This window comes from Dellaglioa sp. CoH-56-MRSF-12 (genome assembly GCF_056782075.1).
The window spans coordinates 1-12,100 of sequence record NZ_JBXAYD010000009.1 but is presented as its reverse complement, the minus strand read 5'-3'; the positions used below and the strand labels follow the sequence as shown (position 1 = coordinate 12,100).

Annotated in this window: 10 protein-coding genes and 2 pseudogenes; 11 read left to right on the top strand and 1 reads right to left on the bottom strand. The window is 35.8% G+C overall.

Annotated features, from left to right (window positions below; all coding sequences use genetic code 11):
- The 4 genes and pseudogenes from AC1RPY_RS07540 to AC1RPY_RS07525 all read left to right on the top strand — a co-directional run.
- Positions 1-252, top strand: a 252-nt coding sequence (locus tag AC1RPY_RS07540) for a tyrosine-type recombinase/integrase (RefSeq protein ID WP_481763081.1), incomplete at its 5' end; no start/stop codon positions are given.
- A 5-nt stretch (positions 253-257) separates the two neighbouring features.
- On the top strand, positions 258-1,007 hold the full coding sequence (locus AC1RPY_RS07535) for a plasmid replication initiation protein (protein ID WP_224148372.1): 750 nt from the start codon (positions 258-260) through the stop codon (positions 1,005-1,007).
- 167 nt (positions 1,008-1,174) lie between these two features.
- Positions 1,175-1,588, top strand: a pseudogene (locus tag AC1RPY_RS07530) (IS30 family transposase); the annotation flags it as partial.
- A gap of 145 nt (positions 1,589-1,733) precedes the next feature.
- On the top strand, positions 1,734-2,057 hold the full coding sequence (locus AC1RPY_RS07525) for a DMT family transporter (RefSeq protein WP_014386287.1): 324 nt from the start codon (positions 1,734-1,736) through the stop codon (positions 2,055-2,057).
- Positions 2,058-2,548: 491 nt separating this feature from the next.
- Here AC1RPY_RS07525 and AC1RPY_RS07520 read toward each other — a convergent pair whose 3' ends face one another.
- Positions 2,549-2,833, bottom strand: a complete 285-nt coding sequence (locus AC1RPY_RS07520) for a hypothetical protein (RefSeq protein ID WP_224138772.1) — start codon at positions 2,831-2,833, stop codon at positions 2,549-2,551.
- A 1,078-nt stretch (positions 2,834-3,911) separates the two neighbouring features.
- On the opposite strand from AC1RPY_RS07520, the gene mobV reads away from it, so the two are divergent.
- The 7 genes and pseudogenes from mobV to AC1RPY_RS07485 form a co-directional block, all read left to right on the top strand.
- Complete coding sequence (gene mobV, locus AC1RPY_RS07515; RefSeq protein ID WP_481762196.1) at positions 3,912-5,147, top strand: MobV family relaxase; 1,236 nt, start codon at positions 3,912-3,914, stop codon at positions 5,145-5,147.
- Positions 5,148-5,649: 502 nt separating this feature from the next.
- Entirely contained in the window at positions 5,650-6,807 is a 1,158-nt protein-coding gene (locus tag AC1RPY_RS07510) for a RepB family plasmid replication initiator protein (protein ID WP_481762197.1), read from the top strand.
- Positions 6,800-7,372 (top strand): DNA-binding protein, encoded by a 573-nt coding sequence (locus tag AC1RPY_RS07505; protein ID WP_481762198.1) that lies wholly within the window; start codon positions 6,800-6,802, stop codon positions 7,370-7,372. The genes AC1RPY_RS07510 and AC1RPY_RS07505 overlap by 8 nt, the downstream gene beginning before the upstream one ends.
- Before the next feature lie 32 nt (positions 7,373-7,404).
- Positions 7,405-8,082, top strand: a pseudogene (locus AC1RPY_RS07500) (type I restriction endonuclease); the annotation flags it as partial.
- 489 nt (positions 8,083-8,571) lie between these two features.
- Positions 8,572-9,933, top strand: coding sequence for an MFS transporter (locus tag AC1RPY_RS07495; RefSeq protein ID WP_481762195.1), 1,362 nt, complete (start codon positions 8,572-8,574; stop codon positions 9,931-9,933).
- 881 nt (positions 9,934-10,814) lie between these two features.
- The gene (locus AC1RPY_RS07490) at positions 10,815-11,681 is read left to right on the top strand and encodes an HNH endonuclease (protein ID WP_150289734.1); all 867 of its coding nucleotides are present in this window, start codon (positions 10,815-10,817) and stop codon (positions 11,679-11,681) included.
- 3 nt (positions 11,682-11,684) lie between these two features.
- Positions 11,685-12,100, top strand: a 416-nt coding sequence (locus AC1RPY_RS07485; protein ID WP_481763080.1) for a tyrosine-type recombinase/integrase, incomplete at its 3' end; no start/stop codon positions are given.

Below are 12,100 nucleotides of genomic sequence, written 5' to 3'. Positions count from 1 at the left end.
CCAGATCGTCATATCACTGAGAAGCAGTTTTATAAAATCATGGCACGCGTTGGAGATTTATTAGGTATCAACTATCTCGGCACACATACCATGCGTAAAACCGGCGCTTACCGTGTCTATACACAGTCAAATTACAACATTGGCTTAGTCATGCACTTACTGAATCATTCTAGTGAAGCTATGACGTTAACTTACCTTGGCTTAGACCAAGCGAGTCGGGAAACCATGTTAGATCAAATTGATTTTGGTTAGACTAATTGAATACAACTGTAATTAAACGCAGACTTTACCTTGCTGATTTAGAAGTTACAGCAAAAGACGTGTATATTAAACGGGATTTTGCTAATAAAACGGCTGAAACCCTTGATACAAGCGGACATCACGAAATCGGACGCCGACAAGAAAATAATAAAACAGCTGAAACCCTTGATACAAGCGGACATCACGAAATCGGACGCCGACAAGAAATGGCTGAAACCCTTGATACAAGCGGACATCACGAAATCGGACACAATCTATATAAGACTAACTTAGATACTAATAAAGATACTAATAAAGATACAAGCATGCTTGATTTTTCATCAACTAATTTCTCTCAAAATGTTCTACAAAAACAAAATCAAGACATTGTAGCTAATGCAAGCGAATTTCTAGTATCAAACGGAAATTCAGGTAAAATTCCTTTAGAAGCTGAAACCATAAAGTTAATCAGTTTATGGTCTGCAAATGATCCAAAGAAAATGGAAAAAATGATTGGGATTATTTTTAATGCTAAAAAGGCAAGTGAAACATTTATTACTCAACAAACAGGAAAACCAACAACTATCTTTTTAGATAACTACGAGGATTTGCAACATGACATCACAGTTTCATTGAGAAGAACATTTAACGCTATTAGAAATAAACAGGATAAAAAACAAAAAGTTAATCCTGAAAATTACATTTTTGGCGCAATGAGAAATACTTTTGAAGTGTGGTACAGCGAATACCTGCAATCATTAAGTTAAAATGGCTAAATTAGCTCATATAAGAGCCACAGAGAAACTTTAAAAGCAACAAAGTACAAAGACTAGTAAAATGTCAAAAATGCCTTAGAAGCGTTATTAAAGGCAATTAAAATCAAAGGACAAGATAATATCTTGTCCTTTTTCTACCAGAAGTCAAGTGTTTCAATGCATTTAGGTTGTTTTATGAGCGTTATGGCAAAGCTGTGCGTACTATAACAGCCGACAATGGTTCTGAATTTATCTCATGGGACTTTTTAGAATATGTTCAAAAAGAGCTTAAAATTAAGCTATACTATGCCACACCGTCATCACCACAACAACGTGGTTCAAATGAAAACAGAAACCGTAAGCTACGTGATTGGTACCCTAAAGGCACGTCATTTAAAGATGTGAAACAACGACAATTAGATGAAGTAGCTTCAAAAATGAATGCTATGCCATTGAGACAGGCACTTGACGGTAAACGACCTATGGTAGTCTTTGAGCAGGAATATAAAGCCATGCAACGTTACCGTAGAGCTTATGAAAAGCGTAAACAACGTATGCTTGAAGTTAAAAAACAAGAATTCGAGAATAATTAAAAACGACATTGCAATTAAGCGGAGTAAATTGTATAATAAAAAATATATGAATAGCTGGGTTGTGGCTAGCTAAAAAACGCCGACTAATGAATTTTTTCATTTTTGTCGTTTTTTTTCGTTATAAAAAAAAGGTAGGTGTAATTTAATGGGATATATATTTTTGGGGCTCGCGATTCTAGGTGAACTCTTGGGAACGAATTTGTTAAAAGCTTCAAACGGATTCAGTTCGCTTTGGGAAACTGTGGGGTCTTTAGTTTCATACGGTGCAAGTTTTTATTTTTTAGCATTAGCTATGAAAACTATAAACTTGAATGTTGCTTACGCTTTATGGGCTGGCTTAGGAATTGTATTGACAACTGTTTTGGCAGTAGTCGTTTGGAAAGAATCTATTAATCTGAGCAGCGTCTTAGGAATTGTATTAATTTTGTCAGGAGTTGTCGTTTTAAACTTGTATGGTCCTGGTCATTAAACCAAAATAAAAAACGACTAGCTGTATAAATATTATAATAAACAAAAGGCACCTGGTGTGTCTTTTTATTATGCTTAGAATATAAATATTTGAAAACGGGTTAATTAATTGAAATATTTGATATAATAGTGAGTAATTTGATTGCTAAAAGCCTTTGCGTAGACGTTCCAAAAACGTGTACGTCCGATTTACTTTTAAACCAAATCATGATATTCTAAAAAAAGTTGTGCTCTGATTAAAAAATAATCTTCGTTAATTTTACATACATGTAACCAGTAGTTTACTAAAATATTAAACATGTGGTTTTCAACTTGACATCCGCCGACCAATGTTTGGTTTACTTAATGTCGCTTATCTAAACTAAAAAGCGCCAAACCTGAAATAAACAGGGTTTGGCGCTTTTTCTGTGATCACGTCTTGTGAATTGAGCTAAAAATAATTGGTCTAGCTCTCATAATCCCCACAACTAGCCTTTTGTTATTTGTGAAATTTTAGTCCGTGAGCGGTTTATGAGAGGGCTGTTTGTGCTTTTTGCGGAGGCGTAAACGGACCACCAACTTGTGTTGGGCGACTTCTTCGTCAGACAAGGTTAACTTCTCATCAATTGAAAATGAGGTCGTTTTGTAATTTTTGGCCAGGACAACCGCATAAACAGCCTGGTCAATCTGGTCACTTTGTTCCGGTGTTAAGGCAAACGTATAAGACTTGTCGCCATACAAAATCGTTTTATCAGGGGCTACGCGCGTAAAGCGACCCTTAATTGCATTGTACGTCATAACAGCTCCTTTCTTGATTTTATTAGATAAATCTCATCAAAGGGGCGTTTATTACCTTTTTGCCCCATAATAGAAATGTCGACTTAAACTTACTCCCCCAAGCGTTGAGGAGGGGTTACCTATCGGTTTATTTGCAATTTTACCCCCCCTATTAGTAATTTGGGGGCTTGGTTAATTTTTTGAATCGTCTTTAATTGTCAAAAATAACAGTCTAGCCATCATACTATCAGCGTCACTGTATTTTAAAGTGGGCCACCAGGCTTGACCAGCGTACTGGCCCAAGCCTTTGAAACAGCAGAGCTGTTTCATGGCAGTTATTGTTTATAATTATACACTGTCTTGCCCTGAAAGGAAACTTGCTTCAAAAAAGACAAACAAAAAGAGCTGGTGTTCCTACGCACTAGCCCTTTTTACTAGAGAGGTTAGTCTCCATGTACTTTCTTCTATTAACATTATAACATTATATTATTGGTATTTCAAAACATGATATACTTAAAAAGCTGTTGTTTCCTACTATACTGCAACGGCAAGGAGGTTTAGACTCCATGTTTTACTTTTTTCAAGAACTTACACAATTGTTTAACGCAATCTGTGTTGCTGTTGTGACGTTCGCAATCAAACGTTATTTTGATGATCTTAATGATCGTTAAAATAATGTGGGCACCTTAAGGGTGCCTTTTTGTTTGCTTTTATTGTATAACACCTATTAATTGCGATAGTCCACTACAATTTTTTTGTTATTATACACTTACGTTTACCGATTATTTTAATGTGGTTAAGCTGACAGCAGCTTGCCCCACGCGGGCAGCGTTCTGCATGACATGCTCTCACTGAAAGTGATCCTGCAATGATAAATTGCCCTGTCACGGCGTGACCCGCCGGAGGTTTTTCTAGCCGGATGATAGGCGCTGAAAAATAGTAGTTTCCCCAGCAGGAAGGGGAAACGCTACTGTCATCGCTTGTCGATGACGCGCCTCGCAGAGCCTGTCCAAAATATTATTTTGGTATAACAGGCTATACCAGATTTTTAACGGTGTTATACTGGTCTTGGAAAATCTTTTTTGAGGAGGCAATTTTGATGGCGCATTTAAAGAAAAATACGCGTGGTTCAGTTCCCGGCTTAGCCGTTCATTTTGAACGTAAAACCGACCATCACACTAACAAAGAAATTGATGTGTCGAAATCCTATCTGAATCAAGATCTCATGGCAGATGGTTCAGATATGCTTTCACGCTTCAACGCGCGTTTAAATGACGTTTATTGCATGAAAAGAGACGATGTGAAGGCGTTAGCGACTTGGATTGTCACTTTACCTGAAGAACTCGCAGAAGCGCCCTACGAGCAACAGAGCGCCTTTTTTGAAGCAACCACCAATTTTCTTAATGACCGTTATGGCCAAGAAAATGCCGTGGCCGCTGTCGTACATTATGACGAGACAACCCCTCACTTGCACTATGCCTTTGTACCAGTGGTTTTTGATGATAAAAAAGCGCGTTATAAAGTATCCGCTAAAGAAGTCCTAACGCGACATGATCTGCAAACCTTTCATGATGATTTAGATCAGCATTTAAAAAAGGTGCTGCCCTTTTATGAACAAGGGATTTTAAATAACAAAACCTTACCGTTTGAGAATGTCGCTGAAATCAAAAAATACAACGATCAGTTTAACGCCTTAAAAAACGAACTAGCTGACGTTGAAGACAATATTAGGGCTAAACAGGCCGTACTTAAAATCACGGATCAAGCCTTAACGGAAGTTGACTTAGCCGAAAAACAAATTGATGATTTTAAACAAGCCTTATCTAAAAACCTCTTTGGTAAGACGGTGCTTAAACCAGATGACTTAGATCGCTTTAAAAACGTGTTAGCCACGATGAAGAAAGCCACCTTACAAAGCCAGCATGAGACAGAAGAACTCAAGCAAACGTTAGGACAAGTCAAAGTGCAATTAGCTGACATCCAATCTGATTATCAAAACCTGAAAGAAACGCATCAAGCGCTTCAGAAGCGGCAGCGAGACCAGCAACAGCTGGATTATGCCATGCGAGACATGCTTAAAAATGATTATGGTGTCGACCAACTATCCCATACGGATGTGGAGGCCCGGTATGTTCTTTATAAGCTGGATCATGAAGAACTCACTCAAAATAAAAAAGTAGCCCAGGCCTGGTTAAAAACACTGACGACAGCTAGAGCAGATCCAGATACGAAAATAGCGCCAACTAGATTAGATCGCGGTATTGAACAAGTTAAAGCATTAATTAATCGAATCATTGAATTAACGCGTGATCTTTTTAAAGGACCTAGCCTCTAACGCTAAACCGGTTTATTTGCCGTTCTAAGCGTTTTTAGCCATGTGACGTAGAAATAATCATTAAATAGATTAAAACGTCGCTATTGGCTTAATAAGTGGCAATTAGGTTACATAACCAGTAATCCATCATTTAAAATAATTCAAAACAAAAAGAACACTCTGGACAAACATTATGTACAACGGTGTTCTTTTTGTTTTGTTTTTTTATGGGTTCAATAAAAAGGCGCAGCCTATTATAAGTTTATCTTTTATATTTTAATCTTTTGTTCTTTTGCGCGGGTATAAAGTGAGGTTTATCAGTGCTTTAAAGCTAGATACGTGTAGAAAAAACTGTGCATACGTGTAGAAAAAACTGTGCATACGTGTAGAAAAAACTGTGCATACGTGTAGTTTTTTTAAAAAAACTACACTATAAATGATATAATAAAAAGCATAAAGAAATCCCCGACAAAAAGTTTTTCTTTATGCTTATCCAACAACACACCCAAAGGAGTGTATTTATATGACCATTATACCAGAAGAATCAAAGACAAGGCAGGTACAGACCTTGAATGAATTATCAAAAAGAAAAGTCGTTGAACATAATAGTTTGATTACATCCATCGCCAAAATGGACAAAACACCACTTAAAATGTTTGAACTAGCGGTGTCTTTAATTGATACAGATAATCCACCAGAGGATCAGACGGTTTATTTATCAAAGCAAGAGTTATTTGCTTTCTTTAAGGTTGATGATAACGATAAGCATAGTCGCTTTAAAGAAGCGATTGAAAAAATGCAGAAACAAGCTTTTTTTCAGATTAAAAAAGAGCAAGATAAAGGGTTTAAGTTTGTGAGCATTGTGCCAATTCCTTATGTAGAATGGACGGATTATCATGATGAGGTATTAATTCGATTTAGTCCCGAAATCATGCCCTATTTAATTAATCTCAAAACAAATTTTACGCAACATGCTTTGTCAGAAATTTCTGAATTGAATAGCAAGTATGCGATTGTTTTGTATCGTTGGCTATCAATGAATTACAACCAGTATGAGCACTACAGTGTTAAAGGCGGCAGAAGAGAAGAGCAAGTTCAAAGTTACCGTAACCCTGAAATGAGTATACGAGACTTACGAGAAATGACGGATACAATAGATGAGTATCAGGATTTTAGAAATTTTGATAAATGGATATTGAAAAATCCTTTGGACGAAATAACAGAGCATACTTCGCTTCAAGTTACATACGAAAAAGTCAAAAAAGGACGCAGCATTGATAGTATTGTCTTTCACATTACTAAAAAACAAGTTGCAGCTGATAGTAGTTATAAACAGGATGATCCTGTTTATATTGAGGGCAAGATTCGCCAAGAAGAAACAGAAGACATGTTGACTGTTAAGGCTATAAAAAGTCCATATACAAAGTTACTTATGGAGCAGTTTTTGTTGTCATATATTGATTTAACGGATACGTCTATTTTGTCAGGGTTACAGAAAAATGTTTATCCACGTTATGACGAATTAAAAGAGTTACGTGGTTTAAACGGTGTCAAAGAGCACTTAGCATATATCCGAGATAAACAAGATGACTATTCTAAAAAGAATATTGCTAAGTATCTTAAAAAATCGATTGAACAGTATCTACCAATCGTTAAAAGGCAGGATATAGATCATGAGTGACAATTTAAAAACAATTCGAGAACTTGCTGATGAATTCAAGGTATCTAAGCAAGCAGTTAGGAAAAGATTAACCGATGAATTTAGAGCAAACTACGTAGAAACCGTATATAGTAACGGAGTAGAAACATTAGTAGTAACGGTTAGTGGTTATAGGCTTTTAAAACAGCATTTTTCTAGTAGTAACGGCAGTGAAAAAGTAGGTAGCAACGTTGGTGGTAACGTTGGTAATACTAATGTTACCAGTGATAATAAGCAAACAACGGATAATAGCTATGTATTTAAAATATTAGAACAACAATTAGCTGTTAAAGATAAGCAAATAGAAAATAAAGATTCACAAATATCACAAATGCAAAATTTATTAGATCAGCAACAACGGCTAGCCTTACAGGACAAACAACTGCTCGAAGAATACAAGGCAGAAATTAAGGACTTGAAAGCCTTAACGATGGCACCGCATGATGATGGTGAAAAAGAAGTGACGTCAGACAAACAACCGGAACCTGAAAATAGCACCCCGGAGTCACAACCTAAACCTAAAAAGTGGTGGCGTTTTGGTAAATAGTTACAACTAAAAAAGAAAAGAAGACTAGTTAAATGGCGGAAGATAAATTTGAACAAGCTGTAATTGATAAGCTAAAGAGTGAAGGTTGAGAATATTTCACAGATTATTCTGGTGTAACAGTTGATCGGTTATATGATCACTGGCGAGATATTCTGAATGCCAACAATCGCAAACGACTAGAAGATACTCTGTTATCTGATAATGAGTTTGAACAAGTGAAGTTGGAACTAACGAAGAATAAAACGCCGTATGATGCGCAACTCATGTTGGCGGGTGCGGGTGGTGTTGGGACCGTACCGTTGAATCGTGATGATGGGACGCAGCTAGAACTTGAAATATTCTATGGTGATGAAGTGGCTGGTGGACATTCACGTTATGAAGTCGTTAACCAAATTACGTTCACAGATTTAGCGACTAGTCTAAGCTCTAAGCGGCGGATTGATATCTTGCTACTGATTAATGGGTTACCTGTAGCCCACATTGAAGAAAAAGATGAGTCCTTACAAAACCAATGGAATGCATTTGAGCAATTCCAAAAGTATGACGGTGACGGCATGTACACGGGACTCTTTTCTTTTGTGCAAGTGCAGTTTGTCTTGTCGCAAAATTCAGCGCACTATTTTGCACGACCAAAGAATAGCCACTCTTATAACCGTGATTTTGCCTTTGGTTGGCGTGATGATGACGGCAAGGATGTCACCCAAAGTGTAAACTGCGCGACAATCAACCACCACGAAAACAGAAAGTTTGCACGTGGTTATTATTATAATTTGTCCAATTCATCTACTCAATATTTGATTAGGTAGGACACTTATTCTATATCAAAAACGGTATTTCGAAAATTATCCGAGTATGAAAAAATCAAAATAGAACTAAGGAAAAAAAATTTTATGCGATTGAATATTAGAATTCAAATTGGAGATGTTGAAAGCAAAATTTAAAACATAAGCATTAATTGACCCAATAATTTTAATCACTGAAGAAAATTTTGAAGTCTAAAATTATGTTTGTTACGTTTTTGATAAAAGTGAATTAATTGTTCAAATTATGAATGTTTATGTGGTAAATGTGATTTATTTGTGATATTATATCGTTGTTGTAAGCGATTTCATAAAATGCAGAGAGGGAATTTATATTATGTTTAAAATGCAGAGAGGGAATTTATATTATGTTTAAAATGCAGAGAGGGGATTTATATTATGTTTAAATGGTTATTAGCTTCAACTAATTCTAATGTTAAAGTACCAGTTGAAGAAATTGATAGTACTTTTAGACGGAAACAGTTAGGGGTTCTAGTTGCAACCAGTTTTTCTTATGTTGCCTATTATATTATTCGATTGGTTTTTACGACGGAACAACATTCAATTATGAAAGAATATGGTTTTTCAATTAGTCAAGTTGGCCTTATTCTCTCAACTTTTGGAATTGGTTATGGGATTTCTAAATTATTTATGGGTGCTTTATCTGATAAAGCGAATACCAAATACTTTTTGGTATTAGGTCTGTATCTATCTGCTTTTTTTAATGCCGGCCTTGCTTTCACTCATAATTTTTATGTTATTATTGCGCTTATGTTATTAATGGCTTCTGCTCAAGCTATGGGAGCCCCAGCATGTCAGCGTGAAATTAGTTTGTGGTTTTCTAAGAAAAAGCGTGGGACGGCTTATGCTATTTGGTCTTCTGCTCATAATGCCGGTGCATTTTTGTGTGTGCTGACTGTAGAGTTGGCTGCATTTTTATTTAGTAATTCAATTGCTGCTATTTTTTTAACCGCATCAGTCGTTTCTGTCACGATTGCAACACTAATGCTGGTCATTAATTCTGAAAGCCCTATTGCTGAAGGACTACCCCCTGTTTCAAAATATGATGATACAGTAGAGGTGACAGGTGAAGGCCAGATTGATAACAATGACAATACTGATCTTTCTATTATGCAAGTATTTATAAAGCATATCGTTTCGAATAAAATTGTTTGGGCTGTGGCCGTAACTTCAATGGCGATTTATATCATTCGCTATGGAATCATGAGTTGGATCCCTAGTTATCTACCTACCAAAGGATTTACCCCGTCTTTCTCTAAATGGTTAGTAGGAATTTTTGAAATTGCTGCCGTACCAGGTGTTATTATAATGGGGATTTTATCGGATAAGCTAAAAGGGCAGCGTGCGTTAGTTTGTCTATGGTGTTTATTTGGATTAACTGCCTCATTACTTATTTATTTCTTTAGCACAAATCAAACCCTCATAACTATTGATTTGTTCTTTATGGGAACTTTGATTTATGCACCTGCAACACTTATCGGATTAATGATCAATGAAGCAGTTCCTAAATTTGCTGTTGGTCTCTCGACGGGCTTCATTGGCTTTTTCCAATACGTATTAGGAGAGGTTGGAGCAACTGCCTTGATTGGTATACTGGTTGATAAATTCGGATGGCAAGCTAACTCTTCTGTTATTTTTATTGCCTTAGGGTTAATATTTATTCTAACAATTTATTTGGTCTTAAATGATCGTAAGATATTAAAACGTGAAAGTAAACTTAGCCAAAATATAAAAAGTTGATATAGGTTATTCAGAAAACATCTATTGTATTATCGGTGTTGGCAATATATTAAACTCAAAAAGGAGATGTAGCGAGAGTAAGAATTTAAATAATTCTTACTCTTTTTTGCCTGAACCACTGATAAGAAGTATAAAAGTTATTTTGTGCATCAAAAAATACTTTGTTGATCGTTAAATATGAAAGCTACGTGATAAGCACCCGTCAACACAACGGTTAAGTTCGCCCGTGGTTATTATTATTAAGTTAATAGAAAAGTTTAATGTTTAAAAAAAGAGCAATTTTAGACTAAGCCTTATCTGTAAACCGTTGAGGGACAAGGGTTTACAGATAATAAAAGTCTATAAGACTAACCAACCCTACATTAGCAAGCAACATATTATTTTGTCGCAACAATGTTTTTATGCACGTTGGTATAATCAACTCAATCAGTTGTCTTATAGCTTTTGTGTAACATTTCATAGGTTCCTCTCGTCGGTACTATAGGTGTCCCAATGTTAGTTGTCCATAAGGATCCTCTATACTTCAAGGATGGTAATATTGCTCAGAAGTCAATAAATTGGACTATTTTTATTCAGTTACTTAGGCAATATTTGAGATACGATTTCGATTATAAAAATTGATATACCAACCAATGGCTGCTTGGAAGACTGACATATTAGCCTCGATATCATCGAATAACTAAATACAGAAAAATACAATAAATATTATCAAACTAGGGACTATACTAGAAAACATCAGTACATTCCTTAACTCAGGGTCTATAATTATATAATCGACCCTATGAAAACCTATTAAAACAGCCCCTGTTATCTAATCACTAGATAACAGGGGCTTCTTTTTATTTTAATGTTATAATAACCCCAAAAAAGGATGCAAAAGTATGGACAAAAATAATCTTTTAATAACTGGTGATGTATATAGTAATGCCCAAATAATGGAGATCTTCAGGGTATCTAATTCTGGTGGTGTCAGATTTTCAACTAAAACACGGAGTCTAGTTATATTTTCTTTTCATCAGAGTGCTAATCAGAAAGATGTGCCTTATCAAGATTCTTGGGAAAAAGACACGTTGCATTATACGGGTCAAGGAAAAGAAGGTGACCAAGAGTTAACCAGAAACAATAAGAAAATAGTTGAAGCTAATCAAGATAACATCACGATCCATCTGTTTGAGTCATTTGTTAGCCGTGAATATATTTACAGAGGAATAGTTTATTTGTCAAATAATCCGTACAAAGCGAGTGAGTTAGATGCTAATCATAATTACAGATTAGTTTATAAATTCCCTCTTACGATAAAGAACGGCAATGGGGAATTACCACTATCCATTATCCAGAGTCATACAATTCAGCAAGATAAACATTTGCAAAAATTGCCACAATCAAAATTAGCTGAAATGGCCCAAGAAATTAGTCGTTCCAACCATGAATTCCATAAAAATAATCCTAATGACAAGGCTAGTTCAAGATTTGTGAATACTATTTCCTTTGAGAGGAGTCCTTACATTGCTAACTACGTTAAACGCATTGCTAATGGATATTGTTCTCTTTGTGAACAATTAGCCCCATTTTTAGATAAATATAATCAGCCATTTTTGCATGCCCATCATATAAATTATTTATCAGATGGTGGAGAAGATACAATTGAAAATTGTATTGCCGTCTGTCCTAATTGTCATGCAAAGATTCACGCTTTAAATGATCCTAAGGATAAAGAAATTTTATTAAGTAAAGTGAGGAATAGGTAAAACATGGTGCAACAAATCGTACTACCCATCAAAGATTCCAACGTCTTAAAGATGGTACAAGATACTTTACTAGATAGTTTTCGGGCGGGTCGGCGTAACTACACCATCTTTCAAGTTGGTAAAGCCACCCTACTGCGGGTGAGTGATGTCATGACCTTAAAAAAATCAGATGTCTATAATCCAGACGGTTCTGTTAAACACACGGCCTTTATTCATGATAAAAAGACCGGTAAAGCAAACACGTTATATTTAAAGCCAGTTAAACAAGACTTACTGCAGTATCATGATTGGCTAGTCCAAGAAAATATCAATTCTGATTGGTTATTTCCCTCAACGGCCCATCCAGATCGTCATATCACTGAGAAGCAGTTTTATAAAATCATGGCACGCGTTGGAGATTTATTAGGTATCAACTATCT

Coding starts and splice junctions, on each gene's coding strand:
- AC1RPY_RS07525 (WP_014386287.1), top strand. CDS start 1,734: ATGGGATATATATTTTTGGGGCTCGCGATTCTAGGTGAACTCTTGGGA.
- AC1RPY_RS07520 (WP_224138772.1), bottom strand. CDS start 2,833: ATGACGTACAATGCAATTAAGGGTCGCTTTACGCGCGTAGCCCCTGAT.
- mobV (WP_481762196.1), top strand. CDS start 3,912: ATGGCGCATTTAAAGAAAAATACGCGTGGTTCAGTTCCCGGCTTAGCC.
- AC1RPY_RS07510 (WP_481762197.1), top strand. CDS start 5,650: ATGACCATTATACCAGAAGAATCAAAGACAAGGCAGGTACAGACCTTG.
- AC1RPY_RS07505 (WP_481762198.1), top strand. CDS start 6,800: ATGAGTGACAATTTAAAAACAATTCGAGAACTTGCTGATGAATTCAAG.
- AC1RPY_RS07495 (WP_481762195.1), top strand. CDS start 8,572: ATGTTTAAATGGTTATTAGCTTCAACTAATTCTAATGTTAAAGTACCA.
- AC1RPY_RS07490 (WP_150289734.1), top strand. CDS start 10,815: ATGGACAAAAATAATCTTTTAATAACTGGTGATGTATATAGTAATGCC.